The 17,731-nt window shown below is 73.1% G+C and carries 14 protein-coding genes and 1 pseudogene; 11 read left to right on the forward strand and 4 right to left on the reverse strand.

Features of this window, described 5'->3' with window-relative positions; all coding sequences use genetic code 11:
• Positions 1-18 precede the first annotated feature (18 nt).
• Positions 19-1,431: an MFS transporter gene (locus ABZZ20_RS01610; RefSeq protein WP_356865575.1), complete on the reverse strand. Its 1,413-nt coding sequence runs from the start codon at positions 1,429-1,431 to the stop codon at positions 19-21.
• Between the two features lie 226 nt (positions 1,432-1,657).
• On the opposite strand from ABZZ20_RS01610, the gene ABZZ20_RS01615 reads away from it, so the two are divergent.
• The gene (locus tag ABZZ20_RS01615; protein WP_356865576.1) at positions 1,658-2,590 is read left to right on the forward strand and encodes a LysR family transcriptional regulator; all 933 of its coding nucleotides are present in this window, start codon (positions 1,658-1,660) and stop codon (positions 2,588-2,590) included.
• Positions 2,591-2,695: 105 nt separating this feature from the next.
• On the forward strand, positions 2,696-3,580 hold the full coding sequence (locus tag ABZZ20_RS01620) for a class I SAM-dependent methyltransferase (protein WP_356865578.1): 885 nt from the start codon (positions 2,696-2,698) through the stop codon (positions 3,578-3,580).
• 27 nt (positions 3,581-3,607) lie between these two features.
• Here the strand turns inward: ABZZ20_RS01620 and ABZZ20_RS01625 are convergent, their stop codons facing one another.
• The gene (locus ABZZ20_RS01625; protein ID WP_356865580.1) at positions 3,608-4,516 is read right to left on the reverse strand and encodes an alpha/beta hydrolase; all 909 of its coding nucleotides are present in this window, start codon (positions 4,514-4,516) and stop codon (positions 3,608-3,610) included.
• A gap of 214 nt (positions 4,517-4,730) precedes the next feature.
• On the opposite strand from ABZZ20_RS01625, the gene tdh reads away from it, so the two are divergent.
• The 3 genes from tdh to ABZZ20_RS01640 all read left to right on the forward strand — a co-directional run bounded on the left by tdh (position 4,731) and on the right by ABZZ20_RS01640 (position 8,103).
• Positions 4,731-5,759 carry an L-threonine 3-dehydrogenase gene (gene tdh / locus ABZZ20_RS01630; RefSeq protein WP_356865582.1) on the forward strand — a complete coding sequence of 343 codons (1,029 nt, stop codon included), beginning with the start codon at positions 4,731-4,733 and terminating at the stop codon, positions 5,757-5,759.
• A 190-nt stretch (positions 5,760-5,949) separates the two neighbouring features.
• Positions 5,950-7,158, forward strand: coding sequence for a glycine C-acetyltransferase (locus ABZZ20_RS01635; RefSeq protein ID WP_356865584.1), 1,209 nt, complete (start codon positions 5,950-5,952; stop codon positions 7,156-7,158).
• A 30-nt stretch (positions 7,159-7,188) separates the two neighbouring features.
• A complete protein-coding gene (locus tag ABZZ20_RS01640; protein WP_356865586.1) occupies positions 7,189-8,103 on the forward strand; it encodes a LysR substrate-binding domain-containing protein in 915 nt (304 codons plus the stop codon).
• Positions 8,104-8,377: 274 nt separating this feature from the next.
• On the opposite strand, the gene ABZZ20_RS01645 is transcribed toward ABZZ20_RS01640, so the two are convergent.
• Positions 8,378-9,157: a DeoR/GlpR family DNA-binding transcription regulator gene (locus tag ABZZ20_RS01645; protein ID WP_356865588.1), complete on the reverse strand. Its 780-nt coding sequence runs from the start codon at positions 9,155-9,157 to the stop codon at positions 8,378-8,380.
• Positions 9,158-9,328: 171 nt separating this feature from the next.
• Between ABZZ20_RS01645 and ABZZ20_RS01650 the strand changes: the two genes are divergently transcribed.
• Both ABZZ20_RS01650 and ABZZ20_RS01655 read left to right on the forward strand, forming a co-directional pair.
• Entirely contained in the window at positions 9,329-10,231 is a 903-nt protein-coding gene (locus tag ABZZ20_RS01650) for an SIS domain-containing protein (RefSeq protein WP_356865590.1), read from the forward strand.
• Positions 10,228-11,064, forward strand: a complete 837-nt coding sequence (locus ABZZ20_RS01655; RefSeq protein ID WP_356865592.1) for a class II fructose-bisphosphate aldolase — start codon at positions 10,228-10,230, stop codon at positions 11,062-11,064. Before ABZZ20_RS01650 ends, ABZZ20_RS01655 begins: the two co-directional genes overlap by 4 nt.
• Positions 11,065-11,084: 20 nt before the next feature.
• Here ABZZ20_RS01655 and ABZZ20_RS01660 read toward each other — a convergent pair whose 3' ends face one another.
• Positions 11,085-11,906, reverse strand: a complete 822-nt coding sequence (locus ABZZ20_RS01660; protein ID WP_356865594.1) for a hypothetical protein — start codon at positions 11,904-11,906, stop codon at positions 11,085-11,087.
• Between the two features lie 182 nt (positions 11,907-12,088).
• Between ABZZ20_RS01660 and ABZZ20_RS01665 the strand changes: the two genes are divergently transcribed.
• The 4 genes and pseudogenes from ABZZ20_RS01665 (at position 12,089) to ABZZ20_RS01680 (ending at position 17,729) form a co-directional block, all read left to right on the forward strand.
• Positions 12,089-13,279, forward strand: coding sequence for an acyl-CoA dehydrogenase family protein (locus ABZZ20_RS01665; protein WP_356866118.1), 1,191 nt, complete (start codon positions 12,089-12,091; stop codon positions 13,277-13,279).
• Positions 13,280-13,758: 479 nt separating this feature from the next.
• A pseudogene (locus ABZZ20_RS01670) lies at positions 13,759-14,037 on the forward strand (DUF2236 domain-containing protein); the annotation flags it as partial.
• 33 nt (positions 14,038-14,070) lie between these two features.
• Positions 14,071-16,146, forward strand: a complete 2,076-nt coding sequence (locus ABZZ20_RS01675) for a serine/threonine-protein kinase (RefSeq protein WP_356865596.1) — start codon at positions 14,071-14,073, stop codon at positions 16,144-16,146.
• A complete protein-coding gene (locus ABZZ20_RS01680) occupies positions 16,143-17,729 on the forward strand; it encodes an NAD(P)/FAD-dependent oxidoreductase (protein WP_356865598.1) in 1,587 nt (528 codons plus the stop codon). Before ABZZ20_RS01675 ends, ABZZ20_RS01680 begins: the two co-directional genes overlap by 4 nt.
• Positions 17,730-17,731: the final 2 nt, after the last annotated feature.

The raw sequence follows: 17,731 nt of genomic DNA on the forward strand, positions 1-17,731 counted from the left end.
GCATGCGCCTCCAACGTCCTATGCGGCACCCCGGCGCTCGTGCCCCGTGTTCCGGTAGCCGACCACCACCGCGACCGCTGCCAGCAGCAGTACGCAGGCCACCGTGCGCAGCGCGACCCCCATCGCGTCCGTGAAGGCGCCGACCTGCGCCGGATCGTGCGGATCGCCGTGGAAGCGGGAGGCCAGCACCGTGCCGACCACCGCCACCCCCAGCGCGGCTCCGATCTCCCGGGCCGCGGTGTTCAGCCCGGAGCCCAGCCCGGCTTGGTGCGCGGGCAGCTCGGCGACCACGGTCAGGGTCAGCGTGGGCGCGCACAGGCCCGTTCCGATCGACAGCACCAGCAGGTGGCAGGCGTACACCGGGTACGGGGTGCCCGCGTCGGCGGTGGAGACCAGCAGCAGGCCCGCCGCGATCAGGCCCAGCCCGGCGCCGACCGGCAGCCGCGGCCCGGTCCGCTCGGCCAGCCTGGCGCCGAGCTTCGGCACCACCGCCATGCCGATGGTGAGCGGGATGATCGCCAGTCCGGTCCGGGCGGGCGAGAAGCCCTTTGCGTACTGGAGGTACTGGGCGTTGACGAAGAAGAGCGAGAAGAGCCCGAAGAACCCGGCGCCGATGCCGAGCGCCCCGGCGCGCAGCTTGCGCGAGGCGAAGATCCTCGGGTCCAGCAGCGGATGCGCGGCGCGCAGCGCGTGGCCGGTGAAGGCGGCGAACAACCCTGCGCCGGCGCCGAAGGCGGCCAACACCGCCGTCGAGGTCCAGCCGTACGAGGGCCCCTCGACGATCCCGTAGACGACGGCGATCAGCGCCCCGGCCAGCAGCAGGGCCCCGAAGGGGTCGACGGAGGCTTCGGACCGCGCCGGCGTACGGGGGACGGCACGGGCGACGGCGACCGCGAGCAGCGCGCCGAGCGGCACGACCGACCAGAACAGGGCCCGCCAGGTCAGGTACTCCCCGGCCAGGCCGCCGCCGACGTTGCCCGCCAGGCCCCCGAGGCCGACGGCCAGCGTCCAGGTGGCCAGGGCCCGGCCGCGGTGCTCGGGCGGGCTCAGGTGGACCAGTACGGACATGGTGGCCGGCGTGATCAGGGCCGCACCCGCACCGCACAGGCCGCGTCCGGCGATCAGCGCCGCCGGGGCCGTGGCGAGTGCGCTGACCGCCCCGCCTGCTGCGAACAGCGCGAGCCCGGCCAGCAGGGCGCCTTTGCGACCGTACCGGTCGCCGAGCGCGCCGGCCGGGATCAGCAGCGCGGCGAAGACGATGACGTAGGCGTCGACGGCCCAGACCAGTTGGCCCGGGGTCGGGTGCAGGGCGGAGGCGGCGAGCTGCGGGATCAGCAGGTTCACGGCGGCGACCATGGCCTGCGCGACCAACACGCAGGCGCACAGGACGAGCAGCGCGGACCGGGTGAGGACGGGCTCGGAATCCCGCACCGCGCGGGCTGGCCGTACGGGATCAACAGGGCGTACGGGGTCTGCGGGGCTTGCGGGGCTTGCAGCGTCCCGTTTGCGGGCATGGCGGAGCACGGCTCCTCCTCGGAGTCGGTGACGGTGGAGTGGAACGGAACGGGGGAGGGGCCGCCGCGCGGCCCTCCGTCCCCCGTGGCCCACCGTAGGGTTGGCGTGACCTGCTTTCCAGTGCAACTTGTGCAAGGGATGAATGCGTGTGACGCAATCCGGGCTGGACCTCAATCTCCTCGTGGCCCTGGACGTCCTCCTGGAGGAGTCGAGCGTGTCCCGCGCGGCGAGCCGACTGCACCTGTCCGAGCCCGCCATGAGCCGCACCCTCGGCCGGATCCGCAAGGCCCTCGGCGACCCCGTACTGGTGCGCGCCGGCCGGACCATGGTCCCGACCCCGCGCGCCCTCGCCGTGCACGGCGAGGTCAGGGCCGTCGTGGAACGGGCCCGCGCGCTCTTCCTGGCGGGCGGACAGGTGGACCTGCCCACCCTCACCCGCACCTTCACCGTCATGGCCCACGACGCCTTCGCCGCCACCTTCGGGGCCACGCTGTTCTCCCGGGTGGCCAGGGAGGCGCCCGGGGTGCGGCTGCGCTTCCTGTCGGAGAGCCACGTGGACGTCCCGGCGCTGCGCGAGGGCGTCGCCGACCTGGAACTCGGCGTCGTGGACAGCCGTTCACCGGAGGTGCGCGTGGAGCACCTCTTCGACGAGCACATGCTGGGCGTCGTTCGTTGCGGCCACCCGCTGCTGCGGGGTCGGATCACCGCGCGCCGGTTCGCTGCCGCTGAGCACCTCATCGTCTCGCGGCGGGGCAGGCTGGAGGGCCCGGTGGACACGGCCCTCGCCGAACAGGGCCTGTCCCGCCGGGTGGTGGGGAGCGTGGGGTCGTTCCCCGCCTCCCTGTTCGTCCTGGGCCAGAGCGACCTCGTCGGCCTGATCACCACCCAGGCCGGGCCGCTCGCCGCCGGACTGGGACTGGAGACCTTCGAGGTGCCGCTCGACCTGCCGACGTTGCCCTTCGGCATCGCCTGGCACCCGCGCCACGACGCCGACCCGGCCCACGCCTGGCTGCGCGCCTGCGCCCGCGAACTGCTCCCGGCGGACGCCGGACACCCCGTACGCCGTACGCACTGACCCGAACGCCTCCCCGTCCGGGGGACGGGCCGCGGCTCGGGCCCTTGCCGACCCCGACCCGGGGCACGATACGCACGCGTCCCACCCCGGCACGGAAGGCAGAGCATGCGGTTCCAGTACGACACCATCGGCGAGCGGTTCGTGGAGCCGAAGAACACGGCGGCCTTCTCGGCGGCCGACACCCACACCCTGCTCGGGGCGCTCGACGCCCTCGGCGGGGTGCGCGGGCTCGACACCCTCGACCTCCCCTGCGGGCACGGCTACAACACGCGGCTGCTGGCCCGCGGCGGGGCCCGCCGGACCGTGGGCGTGGACATCTCCGAGGAGATGATCCGCCTGGCCCGTGCCCACGGAGTGCACGGCCCGGAAGGCGGGGACGGCGCCGGCCCGGCCGTCGGGACGCCGGCCGCGCGCACGGCCCCCGCCCCGGCCGCACCCGTGGAAGCCGCACGCGTCGCACCCGCCGAAGCCGCACCCGCCGAAGCCGTGCAGATCGAAGCCGCGCAGATCGAAGCCGCGCAGATCGAGTACGTGGTCGCCGACGCGGCCGAGCTACCGCAGATGGGGCCCTTCGACCTGGCCACCGCCGTGTACCTGTTCAACGACGCGACCGACCGGGCCGCGCTGCACGCCATGTTCCGGTCCATCCGGGCCAACCTGCGTGACGGCGGCCGTCTGCTGGCCATCGTGCCCAACGCCGGCGCGTACCCGAGCGTGGACTGGTCACCGTACGGGGTCCGGATCGTCGACCGCGTTCCGGAGGGCGACGCACCGCTGCTGAAGGCGCAGTTCCTGACCCAGCCCTCGGTGGACTTCGAGTTCCGCGAATGGGCGCACGCCGACTTCGCCGAGGCCGCCGTGGAAGCGGGCTTCTCCACGGTCGGCTGGCAGCCCAACCGCACCCCGCCCGCGGACGGGGTGCGGGACGAGGCCTACTGGACCGCCTACCGTGCTTGGCCGATCAGCTCGCTGATGACCTGCACGGCCTGACGGCGCGCCCGCCGACCCGGCCGGCCGTCACTCGTCGGCGACGGTCCTGATCAGCTCGACGATCCGGCTCCGGGCCGCCCGCCCCTCGGGGACCGGCAGCAGGGGGTACAGGTGCGGCAGCCCCGGCTCCTCGTGGAACTCCACCTCGACCCCGTCCGCCCGGGCCCGTCGCAGCAGTTCCCGGCTGTCGGTGGTCAGCACGTCCCGGGTGCTGGTGAACACCGTCAGCGGCGCGAGTCCCGCGAACGAGCCGTGCAGCGGGCTCACCTGCGGGTCGTCGGTGTCCAAGGTGCCGGCGTACAGCCGGCCGGCCTCCAGCAGACCCGGCCGGGCCTGCACCGGGTCGGCCGCCTCGATGGCCGCCTGGTCGGGGTGGCTCATGGTCAGGTCCAGCCAGGGCGAGATCAGTACGATCCGGGACGGCTGCGCCCCCGTGCGGTCGCGCAACCGCTGGGCGGCGGCCAGCGCCAGCCCGGCCCCCGCGGAGTCCCCGATGAGCACGGTACCGCCCGCTCCGCCGCTCTCGATCAGGCCGCTGAGCAGGTCCGCGGCCACCGGGACCGTCCGGTCGGCCGTCCCGCGCGGAGCCAGTATGTACGCCGGTACGACGACCCGCGCCTGCGCCTGCGTGACCAGGGTCCGGATCATCGACCAGTGCGGCCGGACCAGCTCGTTGATGTACCCGCCGCCGTGCACGTACAGCACCCGGGCCACCGGTTCGACCTCGCGCGGCGAGGCGTCGTACACCGGCCAGGCGCCGACGAAGGTGCGGGAGACCTCGGCGATCCGCCCCAGGGAGCGCGGCGGCAGGTGGGACGCCGGCCGACGGGCCGACTCGGCCACCTGAGCGCGCACCGCTTCGGCACTCGCGAACCGTCTTCGCCGTCCCGCCGCGATCAGCGCGACCGAAAGCGCCCTGCTGCGCAGACTCGGCACGCCCCTCACCTCCCCATCCCCTGCCCCGACCGCAGGCCCCTGACCAGGCCACAGCCCTTCACGTGAGGAGCATAGGCGTGAAGCTGGGCTGTCGACCCGCTTAAGAAATCCTCGATGGACTGATCACCTCCGCGCTCGGCAGATTGGTGCCCGTCGATACGTCGCACCAACCCCAGTGGTCGCTGCGTCCCCTCCCCATGCCTGGAGCCACCCCATGAAGGCACTCGTCAAGCACAAGGCCGAGCCCGGGCTGTGGCTCATGGACGTTCCCGAGCCGGAGTACGGTCCCGGCGACGTGCTGATCAAGGTGCTGCGCACCGGCATCTGCGGCACCGACCTGCACATCCGCTCCTGGGACGGTTGGGCGCAGGGCGCCGTCAAGACCCCGCTGGTACTCGGCCACGAGTTCGTCGGCGAGGTCGCCGCCCTCGGCGCTGACGTCCACGACATCGAGATCGGCGCGTTGGTCAGCGGAGAGGGCCACCTGGTGTGCGGCAAGTGCCGCAACTGCCTGGCCGGTCGCCGCCACCTGTGCCGCAGCACGGTCGGCCTCGGCGTCGGGCGGGACGGCGCCTTCGCCGAGTACGTCGTCCTGCCCGCGCAGAACGTGTGGGTGCACCGGACCGCCGTCGACCTGGACGTGGCGGCGATCTTCGACCCGTTCGGCAACGCGGTGCACACCGCGCTGTCGTTCCCGCTGGTCGGCGAGGACGTGCTGATCACCGGTGCCGGCCCGATCGGGATCATGGCGGCTGCCGTCGCCAAGCACGCCGGTGCGCGCAACGTCGTCATCACCGACGTCAGCCCCGAGCGCCTCGACATCGCCCGTAAGGCGGGCGCCACGCTCGCGCTCGACGTCTCGCAGGCGACGATCGCCGATGCACAGGCGCAGCTTGGCCTGCGCGAGGGCTTCGACATCGGTCTGGAGATGTCCGGCCGCGCCGAGGCCATGCGCGACATGATCGACAACATGACGCACGGCGGCCGGATCGCCATGCTGGGCCTGCCCGCGCAGGAGTTCCCGGTGGACTGGGCGAAGGTCGTCACCTCGATGATCACCATCAAGGGCATCTACGGCCGCGAGATGTTCGAGACCTGGTACGCGATGACGGTGCTGCTGGAGGGCGGGCTCGACCTCAGCCCGGTCATCACCGGTCGTTACTCGCACCGTGACTTCGAGGCCGCGTTCGACGAGGCGGCGACCGCCCGCAGCGGCAAGATCATCCTGGACTGGACCGCGTAACCACGCGCACGGGGACCGGCAGCTCCGTCCCGTTCGGTCCTGCCCCGTCCCGTCGGTCCCGCCCGCGACGTCCCGTTCGCTCCGCAGACCATTTCCCTCCGGCCGGGCCCTGCCCACCCTCCCCCTCCGCGGGGCCCGGCCCCCTCCTTCCTCTCCCTCCGCCGCACCAGGAGAAAGCGAGCACCGCACCATGTTCGAGACCGTCCGCGAGGACCTCCGCACCACCCTCGACGAGATCCGCGCCGCGGGCCTGCACAAGCCCGAGCGGGTCATCGGCACCCCGCAGAGCGCGGCTGTCGCGGTGACCGCCGGTGGCGCTCCCGGTGAGGTCCTCAACTTCTGCGCCAACAACTACCTGGGGCTGGCCGACCACCCCGAGGTGGTCGCGGCCGCCAAGGACGCGCTGGACCGCTGGGGCTACGGCATGGCCTCGGTCCGCTTCATCTGCGGTACGCAGGAGGTGCACAAGGAGCTGGAGGCACAGCTGTCCTCGTTCCTCGGCCAGGAGGACACGATCCTCTACTCCTCCTGCTTCGACGCCAACGGCGGCGTCTTCGAGACCCTGCTCGGCGCCGAGGACGCGGTGATCTCCGATGCCCTCAACCACGCCTCGATCATCGACGGCATCCGGCTGTCGAAGGCCCGCCGCTTCCGGTACGCCAACCGCGACCTGACCGAGCTGGAGGCGCGCCTGAAGGAGGCCACCGAGGGCGGTGCCCGCCGCAAGCTGATCGTCACCGACGGCGTGTTCTCCATGGACGGCTACGTCGCCCCGCTCGCCGAGATCTGCGACCTGGCCGACCGCTACGACGCCATGGTCATGGTCGACGACTCGCACGCCGTCGGCTTCGTCGGCCCGGGCGGCCGCGGTACGCCGGAGCTGCACGGGGTCATGGACCGCGTCGACATCATCACCGGCACCCTCGGCAAGGCGCTGGGCGGCGCGTCCGGCGGCTACGTCGCGGCGCGGACCGAGATCGTCGAGCTGCTGCGCCAGCGCTCGCGCCCGTACCTCTTCTCCAACTCCCTCGCCCCCGTCATCGCGGCGGCCTCCCTGAAGGTCCTGGACCTGCTGGAGTCGGCGGGCGACCTGCGTGAGCAGCTCGCCGCCAACACCGCGCTCTTCCGCACGAAGATGACCGAGGCCGGCTTCGAGATCCTCCCCGGCGACCACGCCATCGCCCCGGTGATGATCGGCGACGCGGCGGAGGCGGCCAAGATGGCGGAGCTGCTGCTGGAGCGCGGCGTGTACGTGATCGGCTTCTCGTACCCGGTGGTGCCGATGGGAGCGGCGCGGATCCGCGTCCAGCTCTCGGCGGCCCACTCCACGGCGGACGTCGAACGCGCGGTCGCGGCCTTCGTCGACGCCCGGACGGCGCTGTCGGCTTCCGGGGCCTGAGAAGCCTGCTCCACCTGCGAGAATGGTGGGGTGATCGACCCCCGCCGGCTGCGCATCCTGCGGGCCGTGGCGGACCACCGAACGGTGACCGCCGCGGCCGCAGCCCTGTACCTGACCCCCTCCGCCGTGTCCCAGCAACTCGCGGCGCTGGAGCAGGAGAGCGGCCACGCCCTGCTGACCCGCAGCGGCCGGGGGGTACGGCTGACCGCGGCCGGCGAGATCCTGCTCGGGCACGCCCACGAGGTCCTGGCCCAGCTGGAACGGGCCGAGGCCGAGCTCGCGGCCTACGCGGGCGGCACGGCGGGCGATGTCACGGTGGCCGCCTTCGCGACCGGCATCGCCGAGGTCCTCGCCCCGGCGATCGCCAGCCTCGCGCGCGAACACCCGGGCATCCGCCTGCGGGTGCGCGACGCGGAGGGCGACCAGAGCCTGCCGCTGCTGTTGGGCGGCGAAGCCGACCTCGCGCTGGCGGTCGAGTACCGCGGCGCCCCGGGTGCCGACGACGGCCGCCTCTCGATCCTGCCGCTGTACGCCGAACCCTTCGACGCGGTGCTCCCCTCGGGGCACCCCCTGGCCGACCTCCCCGAGGTCTCGCTGGCCGACCTCTCCGACGCGGAGTGGGTGGGGCAGTACCCGGGGAACCCGTGCCACGACGTGACCCTGCTCGCCTGCGAACTGGCGGGCTTCCAGCCGCGGTTCCTCCACTCCTCCGACGACTTCCGCGCCGTGGCGGCCCTGGTCGGCGCCGGGGCGGGGGTGGCCCTGGTCCCGCGCTCGGCGCTGCGGGGCATGGACCTCAAGGAGGTCCAGGTCCGTCCGGTGGCGGGCGCGGCGCCGACGCGGAGGGTCTTCGCGGCCACCCGCCGCGGGGCGGAGTCGCACCCGTTGATCGCTCCCGTCCTGTCGGCCCTCGGCCGGGAGGCGGGGAGACTGCCCACGCACTGAGCGGTCGGGCCGCGCCTGACCCGATGCGCGCGGGCCACCGCTCCCCGCGCCTCGCCTCGCCCCGGCCGTGCGGGCCCCCGGGCCACTGGCGCGCCGTCTCGGCCCGGCTGCCCGGGTCACCGGTCGGTTCTGCTGCCCCGAGGCCCAGCCGTGCGGGCCGGCCGGGGCGCCGGTCCAACCGCCTCGATGGCCCGACCACCGTACGCCAGCGGACCCGCCGCTCCGGTTCCCCGCCGGCGCAGCCGGCCCTGCGTTCCTCGGGGTCGCGGCGCCCCTAAACCCTCCGCACCTCCACACCCGCCGCCTCGAATCCTTCCGCGACCGAATCCGGCAGGCCGGTGTCCGTCACCAGGACGTCCACCGATCCCGTGGGGCAGATGCGGGCGAAGGCGCGGACTCCGAGCTTGCTGGAGTCCGCCGCGATGACCACCCGGCGGGCCCGCTCGCACAGCAGGCGGTTCATCGCAGCCTCGTCCTCGTGTCGGGTCGCTGCCCCGTCGGCCGGGTCGAAGGCGTCCACTCCGACGACCGCCGTGTCCATCGTGAGCTGCCCCAAGACCTGCTGGGCCAGCGGACCGGTCAGCTCGTACGACTGGGGGCGGGCGACCCCGCCGGTCAGGACGATCTTGAACTGCGGTCTGATGACCAGCTCGCCCGCGATGTTGAGGGCGTTGGTCACCACCGTCAAGGCGGGTGAGCCCTCGGCCAGGTCCGGGCGAGCGGCCAGGGCGCGGGCCACCTCCGTCGTGGTGGTGCCGCCGGTCAGGCCGATCACCTCGCCCGGGGTGATCAGCGCCGCCACCGCCTCGCTGATGCGGTGCTTCTCGGCGGCGCGGCGGGAGGTCCGGTAGCGCAGGGGGAGTTCGTACGAGACCCCGTGGACCACCGCCCCGCCGCGGGTGCGGACCAGTAGCTGCTGCTCGGCCAGCTGGTCGAGGTCGCGCCGGATGGTCGCGGCGGACACGCCGAGTGCCTCCGCCGCCGGCTCGACCTCCAGCTCGCCCCGCTCCACCAGGAGGTCCAGCAGCGTCTGCCAGCGTTCCTTGCGGGTCATGGACCCCACGGCGATCGACCCCCTCGGGTGTGGTCCGACGGATCTCCGTCGGGTGCTCCATTGGCGTACCCGATGACATTAACTCAGGCGATCACGCCCGAGATGCTTGAAGTTGCGCGAAATCGACCGCTACCTTGCAGGAAAACGCATCAACAGGGCTAGGGAGCCACCATGAGCCACGTCGCGTACGAGTTGGGCACGCAGCCCGAGTGCTGGGAACGGGCTGCCGAACTGGCCCCGGCCCAGCGGCCGGTGCTGCCGAAGCCGGGGGAGCGCACCGCGATCGTCGGGTGCGGGACCTCGTACTACATGGCCCAGGCCGCCGCCGTCCTGCGCGAGGAGGCGGGCCAGGGGGAGACTGACGCCTTCCCCGCCTCGGAGTTCCCCCGGCACCGGCGCTACGACCGGGTCGTGGCGCTGACCCGGTCCGGCACCACCACCGAGGTGCTGGAACTGCTGGCCGGGCTGCGGGAGGCGGGCGTGCCCACGACCGCCGTCATCGGTGATCCGGCAACCCCGGTGATGACCCTCGCCGACGAGCTGGTCGTCCTCGACTTCGCCGACGAGCAGTCCGTCGTGCAGACCCGGTTCGCGACCACCGCCCTGACGCTGCTGCGCGCCCACGTCGGTCGGCACACGGTCGGTGCCGTCGCCGACGCCCGGACCGCGCTGACCGAACCGCTGCCCGAACAGGCCCCGAGCCGGAGGCAGTTCACCTTCCTCGGCCGCGGATGGAGCGTGGGCATCGCGAACGAGGCCGCGCTCAAGATGCGCGAGGCGTCCCTCTCCTGGGCCGAGTCGTATCCGGCGATGGAATACCGGCACGGGCCGATCAGCGTCACCGGGCCCGGCTCCCTCACCTGGTCGATCGGCGAAGCCCCCGAGGGGCTCGCCGCACAGGTGCGCGCCACCGGGGGCCAGTGGGTGGCGGGTCGGCTCGACCCGCTCGCCGAGCTGGTACGCGTCCACCGGCTCGCGATCGCCGTCGCGGCCCACCAGGACCTGGACCCCGACCAGCCGCGGAACCTGACCCGCTCGGTGATCCTCACCGCCGGCGAGGAGGCGGTCCGATGAGCCTCGTCCCGGCCGGAAAGCTCGTTGTCGAGGCGGCTGCCGGGGGCCGCGCCGTCGCCGCGTTCAACATCATCACGCTGGAGCACGCCGAGGCCGTCGTCGCCGGGGCGCAGCAGGCCGCCCTGCCGGTCATCCTGCAACTGAGCGAGAACGCCGTGAAGTTCCGCGGTGGACAGCTGCTGCCCATCGCGCGTGCCGCCGCCGCCTGCGCGGAGGCCGCCACGGTTCCGATCGGCCTGCACCTGGACCACGTCAAGAGCACGGACCTGCTCCGGCAGGCCGTGGACGCGGGGTTCAGTTCGGTGATGTTCGACGCCGCGCAGCTCCCGTACGCGGAGAACCTGGAGGCCACCCGCTCCGCCGTCGACTGGGCGCACGCCAACGGGCTCTGGGTGGAGGCCGAACTGGGTGAGGTGGGCGGGAAGGACGGCGCCGCCCCGCTGGACCCGCACGCGCCCGGCGCCCGGACCGATCCGGACGAAGCCCGCCGGTTCGTGGCCGACTCCGGCGTCGACGCGCTGGCGGTGGCGATCGGCAGCAGCCATGCGATGACCAGCCGTACCGCCTCGCTGGACCACGTGCTGTTGGCCCGGCTGGCCAAGAGCGTGGACGTGCCGCTGGTCCTGCACGGCTCCTCGGGCCTGCCGGACACGGAACTCGCGGCAGCGGTGGCGGGGGGCATCCGCAAGGTCAACATCGGCACCGCCCTGAACCTGGCCATGACCGAGGCCATCCGCACCCACCTGACCCCGGCGGACCCCCGACCGTACCTGGCGGCTGCCCGTACGGCGATGGCGGCGACGGCCGCAGCCATGATCACCGCCCTGAACTGAACGCGCCCGAGGACGCGGGGTCATCGGGGGAGGAACCGGGCCTGGTGGCAGCGGATGCTGTGCCACCGGGCCCGGTCCGGCGTCGCGCCACGGTCCAGGGTCCGGTCGGCCTCGATCGCCGTCACGTGGCGGTCGGTGGAAAGGACGAGGGTGACGAACAGAGCGGTGTGGCGTGTCTCGGCGGTCTCGTAGTAGTACCAATCGGCCGTGACGTTGCGGCCACCGGCCAGGAAGGGGCGCTGCAGGAAGTCCTGCACGTCGAGCGGGAAGTGGCCGATGACCCCCTGCGCCTCCGGCGGATCGAGGACGAGCCGCTCCACCCGTACGCCCGACGGACCCGGGCCCGGGCCGGTGCTCGTACCCGGCTTCGGTGACCCGCCGTCGAACGAGCGGTGCCGCAGCGACCCCGGCTCCACCCGGGTCCGCTCGCCCCGGTAGCCGAGTTCGGCGCCCCGCGGCGCCGGATCGACCCGGCACAGCCCGCGGTCCCCGAGCAGCACCGCGAACGGACGGCCGTCGGGCGTGAGCCGGGCCCACCAGACGAGGACCGTGCCGGCCTTCTCCAGCGTCCTGGAGCGTACGTCGGCCGGCAGCAGGCTCCAGCACCTCTCGCGGTCGGGTACCTCGGGATCGACGGGCAGGGCCCCCGGCTCGTGGATCTGGGTCACGCCCCCGGGCTGCTCCGGCCGGGCCGCGGGCAGCCCGTCGGCGGGCGGTGCCGGTGACCGCTCGGCCGGCGAGCGGTCGGCCGGTGACCGGTCCGCCGCGGGGTCTGCTCGCCGGTTGCGTGCGGACATCGCGCGTTCCCATGCGGCGATCTCCTGCTTGCCCGCCTCGTTCATGCGTCCCCCGGAAGGTGCTCGAACTCGCTCTGCCCAGAAGGCCATTGTCGGACACCGGCCTGCGCCTGTCAGCGAGCGACGCAAACGGGGTCCCGCGAGTCCTTCCGCATTCTTGGAACACGTTCTACTCTGTGCGCCGCCACCACAGCGACCGGCTGGACCGCGAGACACCCGGAGGGGCCGTGCACCTCGAATACACGCCTGAGCAACAGCAGTTGCGCACCGAGCTGCGTGCCTACTTCGCCGAGCTGGTGCCGCAGGACGTCCACGCCCGCTACCAGGATCCGGCCGCCCAGAAGCGCTTCTACCGGGAGACCATCCGCCGGCTCGGGGCCGACGGATGGCTCGGCGTCGGCTGGCCCGAGGAGTACGGCGGGCGCGGGATGACGCCCATGGACCAGTTCATCTTCTTCGACGAGGCCGCGCAGGCCGTCGTACCGCTGCCGCTGATGGCGCTCAACACCGTCGGCCCGACGATCATGCAGTTCGGCACCGAGGAGCAGAAGGCGTACTTCCTGCCCAAGATCCTGGCCGGCGAGATCGACTTCGCCATCGGCTACAGCGAGCCCGACGCCGGCACCGACCTCGCCGCCCTCAAGTGCAGGGCCGTTCGCGAGGGCGACGAGGAGACCGGTACCTACGTGGTCAACGGGCAGAAGATCTGGACCACCAACGGCGATACGGCCGACTGGGTCTGGCTCGCGGTCCGCACCGATCCGGACGCTCCCGCGCACAAGGGCATCACCATGCTCCTCGTGCCGACGTCCGACCCCGGCTACTCCTGCACCCTCATCAACACCCTCGCCTCGCACGACACCACCGCCAGCTACTACGAGAACATCCGTGTTCCGGCGAGCCGCCGCGTCGGCCAGGAGAACAAGGGCTGGCGCCTGATCACCAACCAGCTCAACCACGAGCGCGTCACGCTCGCCGCCCACGGCACCATGGCCATCCGGGCCCTGCACGACGTGCAGCGCTGGGCGGCCGAGACCAAGCTCGCCGACGGGCGCCGCGTCGTCGACCTCTCCTGGGTCCGCGGCCTCCTCGCCCGCACCCACGCCCGGCTCGACGCGATGAAACTGCTCAACTGGCAGATGGTCAACGCGGTACAGGACGGCACCTTGACCCCGCAGGACGCCTCCGCCGTCAAGGTGTACGGATCCGAGGCCCGCAGGGACGCGTACGCCTGGCTGATGGAGGTGGTCGGCTCCGCGGGCTCCCTCAAGGACGGCTCCGCGGGCGCGGTCCTGCACGGCGAACTCGAACGCGGTTACCGCAGCGCCGTCATCTTCACCTTCGGCGGCGGCAACAACGAGATCCAGCGCGAGATCATCTCCTGGATCGGCCTGGGCATGCCCCGCGTCCGCCGTTAGGGCCTTTGCCGGATCGCCGCGGTGGCAGGATGTTCCCCCGGAGGCGAACGGCATTGCTGGGGGCGGACCTTGCGTGAGCTCATCTATCTGAGTACGTACAAAAACTGTCGATCTGCGCGCAGTGCACCCAGAGCAGCAGTTCGAGGTCGTCGACGGGGAAGCGCCGACCGGCGCCTGTCGCGTACCCGTCAAGGCCGCCGCGGCCACGGCGATGCGGCTCCGGACGGACGGGACCGCCACGGAAGGGCGGTTCGAGGCCGCGCTCCCGCGGCCAGCGGCGCGGGGCATGGCAGGGGCCGGGTGTTGCCCCGCGCGGTGATCGAGGAAGCGGACGAGCCCGTCGCGCACGCCCGGGCGGGCACGGGCCGACCGTCCGGCTCCTTGGCCAACGTAGCGAGGACGGCGACGACCGGGTGGATCCTGCAACTGCGGCGACCCAAGGACCTCGTCGACCCGGCCGATCAACCTCTGGAACTGGCCGAAACCTGCTGTGGCGCCCGGTAGCAGCCTTGGCTTACGGTTCCCTCCCCGACGACGCGCACAGGCTGTACGGACGTGCCGCACCGCCCCCACCCGTCGTCAGCCGGCACCTGCGCCTCACCGGTACCCTGCTGCGCAGCATTCCCGCAGGTCTGCGGTGGCAGGTGCCGCCAGGTCACATCTTGAAAGCGATGCGCCGCACGGGCCCCGGGAGCCGCCCCTCGGCGTACACACTGCGTACATCAGCGGCCATACTGGACCGGCCGGGGAGGGCGTAGGACGTAGCACGACAACGGGGGCGGCTTTAAGACATGGCGGAGTCCAGACTGATCCAGGGCCGTTACCGGTCGCTCGATCTGATCGGGCGCGGCGGCATGGGCGAGGTGTGGCGAGCCCGGGACGAGTCGCTCGGCCGGCAGGTCGCCGTGAAATGCCTCAAGCCGCTCGGGCCGGAGCAGGACAACCACTTCACCCAGGTCCTGCGCGAGCGCTTCCGCCGCGAGGCACGCGTCGCCGCCTCCCTCCAGCACCGCGGGGTCACCGTCGTCCACGACTTCGGCGACGACAGCGCCACGGGCGGCCCGCTCTACCTCGTCATGGAGCTCCTCGACGGCCGCAACCTGAGTCAGCTCCTGGAGGACAACGGGGCGCGCCCGCTCCCCGTCGACGTGGTCGTCGACATCGCGGAACAGTTGTCCGCCGCCCTCGGCTACACCCACGACCAGGGCGTCGTCCACCGCGACCTGAAGCCCGCCAACATCATGCGGCTCACCGACGGCACGGTGAAGATCTGCGACTTCGGCATCGCCCGCCTCGCCCACGACATCGGCTTCACCGCCAAACTCACCGGCGGCGCGATGGCCATGGGCACCCCCCACTACATGTCGCCCGAACAGATCGCGGGCGGCGAGGTCGACCACCGCAGCGACCTCTACTCCCTGGGCTGCGTCCTGTACGAGATCGCCACCGGCGCCCCGCCCTTCGACCTCGGCGACTCCTGGTCGGTGCTGGTCGGCCACCGCGACAACGCCCCCGTGCCGCTCCGCGACCACCGTGCCGAGCTGCCGGAATACTTCGAGCAGGTGGTTCTGGACCTCCTGGCCAAGCGACCCGAGGACCGCCCCGGCGACGCCCGCCACCTGCACCGTCGGCTCGTCGAGGCCCGGCTCGGCCCGGGCGGGCTGCCCGGCGCCCAGGCCCCGCTGCCCGCATGGGCCCACGGGATGACCGCCGGCCGCAAAGCGGGCATCGACGCCCGTCCCGCGAGCGGCGAATGGGCCGTGCTCACCGGCTCCTGGACCGCCGTGCGCCCCAGCGGCGGACACCGGATCCTGCGCCCCGCAGCCGCCGAGGACCCGCGGCTCACCGCGCCGTACGGGGTCCCGCGCACCCCCGGATCCGACGGGAACGGCTTCGACGGGGCCGGCCCCGACGCCCTCGCCGCCGGCCACACCCGCGCCTTCGCCCTCAGCCGCGCGGGTCGCCCCGAGGAGGCCCTGGCCGCGTACCGGGCCGTCGCCGAGGGGCGCACCCGCGTGCTCGGTGCCGACCACCCCGACACCCTCGCCGCCCGGCAGGAGATGGCGTACGAACTGGGTCGACTCGGACGCCACCAGGAAGCCCACGACATCTACCGTGCGGTGCTCGTCGCCCGGGAGCGCAGCATGGGCCCGCTCCATCCCGACACGCTGCGCTGTCGCCACAACCTGGCCTGCGCCCTCGGGGCGCTGGGCCGGTTCGCGGACGCCCACCGCACCGCCGCCGAGGTCGCCGCCGACCGGGCGGCTGTGCTGGGCGCCGAACACGCGGACACGCTGCTGACCCGGTACGAGGTGGCGTACGCGCTGGGCCGCCTGGAGCGCTGGCAGGAGGCCTTGTACGGTTTCCACCAGGTGGCCGCCGTACGGGAACGGGTGCTGGGCCGGGACCATCCCGACACCCTCGCCGCCCGCTACGAGGTCGGCATCGCGCTCGGACGCACCGGGCACGCCGCCCAGGCCCTGGACCTGTTCCGGGGCCTGGTCCGCGACCGCACCCGGGCGTACGGGGCCGCGGACCCGGAGACGCTCCGCGCCCGGCACGTGCTCGGCGTCAACCTGGGCCGGCTCGACCGCTGGGAGGAGGCCGTGACCGAGGCCCGACAGGTGGCCGCCGCCCGGGCCGCGGTGCTCGGTGCCGAACACCCGGACACCCTCGTCAGCCGTCGGGAACTCGCCGTCGGCCTGGGCCGGCTGGGCCGCTGGGACGAGGCCCTGCCGGTATACCGGGAACTCTCCGGCATCCGCGAGCGCACCCTCGGGGACGACCATCCCGACACGGTGCTGGCCCACGCCGACGAGGCGTACTGTCTGGAGCGGCTCGGCCAGGTGTGCTACCAAGAGCCATGACGAGCTTCGGGCGCGATGTATACGACGACGTGATCGTGGGCGGCGGACACAACGGACTGGTCGCCGCCGCGTACCTGGCCCGGGCGGGCCGCTCGGTGCTGGTCCTGGAGCGGCTCGGCAACACCGGCGGCGCCGCGCTCTCCACCCGTCCCTTCACCGGAGTGGACGCCCGCCTCTCGCGCTACTCGTACCTGGTCTCCCTGCTCCCGGCGAAGATCGTGCGCGAGCTGGGGCTGAACTTCGCGGTCCGGGGGCGCACGGTCTCCTCGTACACCCCCGTCGAGCGCGACGGCCGGGCCGGCGGGTTGCTCGTCGGCGGGGACGAGGCCCGCACCCGGGAGTCCTTCACGCGACTGACCGGTTCGCAGCGGGAGTACGAGAGCTGGCGCGCCTTCTACGGGAGGACCCGACGGCTCGCCGGGAAGGTGTTCCCGACGCTGACCGAGCCACTGCCCACCCGAGCGGAACTACGGGCCCGGATCGACGACGAGGCGACCTGGCGGATGCTCTTCGAGGAACCGATCGGGCGGGCCGTCGAGGAGCACTTCGCCGATGACCTGGTCCGCGGCGTCGTGCTCACGGACGCCCTGATCGGCACCTTCGCTGACGCGCACGACCCCTCGCTCGCCCAGAACCGTTGCTTCCTGTACCACGTCATCGGTGGCGGCACGGGCGACTGGGACGTCCCGGTCGGCGGCATGGGCGCCCTGACGGACGCCCTGGCCGCGGCGGCACGGGCGGCCGGGGCCGAGATCGCGACCGGGCGCGAGGTGATCAGGATCGACACGGACGGGAGGGCGCCGGCCGAGGTGACCTTCCGTACGGCGACGGGCGAAGGGCGCGTCGTCGCGCGGACGGTGCTCGTCAACGCCTCACCGCGAACCCTGGCCGAGCTGCTCGGCGAGGAGGCGCCGTCGCCCGCGGCGGAGGGGGCCCAGCTCAAGGTCAACATGCTGCTGCAGCGGTTGCCGCGGCTCCGGGACACCTCGGTCGACCCCCGCGAGGCCTTCGGCGGCACCTTCCACGTTGCCGAGGGGTACGCGGAACTGGCGCGGGCCTACGCCGAGGCCGTCACCGGGGAACTGCCCTCGGTGCCACCTTCCGAGATCTACTGCCACTCCCTGACCGACCCCTCGATCCTGGGGCCGGAGCTCGTGGCGCAGGGGTACCAGACGCTCACCCTCTTCGGCCTGCACACGCCGGCCCGGCTGTTCGAGAAGGACAACCAGGGTGCGCGCGAGGTACTGCTGGCCGGCACCCTCGCACAGCTCGACGCGCACCTGGCCGAGCCGATCACCGACTGCCTGGCATTCGACGCGGACGACCGACCCTGCATCGAGGCCAAGACCCCACTGGACCTGGAGCGCGAACTGCGCCTGCCCGGAGGGCACATCTTCCACCGGGACCTGTCCTGGCCGTACGCGGACGGCGACGGGCACGGGGGCGCCCCGAGCGGAGCGGGCCGCTGGGGCGTGGAGACCCCGTACGCCAACGTCCTGCTGTGCGGCGCGGGTGCAGTGCGCGGCGGTGGCGTCAGCGGGGTCCCCGGCCACAATGCGGCGATGGCCGTGCTGGGGCACTGACC

The sequence above is a fragment of the Streptomyces sp. NPDC006430 genome, assembly GCF_040612395.1.
Lineage (GTDB): Bacteria > Actinomycetota > Actinomycetes > Streptomycetales > Streptomycetaceae > Streptomyces.

Coding starts and splice junctions, on each gene's coding strand:
- ABZZ20_RS01615 (WP_356865576.1), top strand. CDS start 1,658: ATGCGTGTGACGCAATCCGGGCTGGACCTCAATCTCCTCGTGGCCCTG.
- ABZZ20_RS01620 (WP_356865578.1), top strand. CDS start 2,696: ATGCGGTTCCAGTACGACACCATCGGCGAGCGGTTCGTGGAGCCGAAG.
- tdh (WP_356865582.1), top strand. CDS start 4,731: ATGAAGGCACTCGTCAAGCACAAGGCCGAGCCCGGGCTGTGGCTCATG.
- ABZZ20_RS01635 (WP_356865584.1), top strand. CDS start 5,950: ATGTTCGAGACCGTCCGCGAGGACCTCCGCACCACCCTCGACGAGATC.
- ABZZ20_RS01645 (WP_356865588.1), bottom strand. CDS start 9,157: ATGACCCGCAAGGAACGCTGGCAGACGCTGCTGGACCTCCTGGTGGAG.
- ABZZ20_RS01650 (WP_356865590.1), top strand. CDS start 9,329: ATGAGCCACGTCGCGTACGAGTTGGGCACGCAGCCCGAGTGCTGGGAA.
- ABZZ20_RS01655 (WP_356865592.1), top strand. CDS start 10,228: ATGAGCCTCGTCCCGGCCGGAAAGCTCGTTGTCGAGGCGGCTGCCGGG.
- ABZZ20_RS01660 (WP_356865594.1), bottom strand. CDS start 11,906: ATGAACGAGGCGGGCAAGCAGGAGATCGCCGCATGGGAACGCGCGATG.
- ABZZ20_RS01675 (WP_356865596.1), top strand. CDS start 14,071: ATGGCGGAGTCCAGACTGATCCAGGGCCGTTACCGGTCGCTCGATCTG.
- ABZZ20_RS01680 (WP_356865598.1), top strand. CDS start 16,143: ATGACGAGCTTCGGGCGCGATGTATACGACGACGTGATCGTGGGCGGC.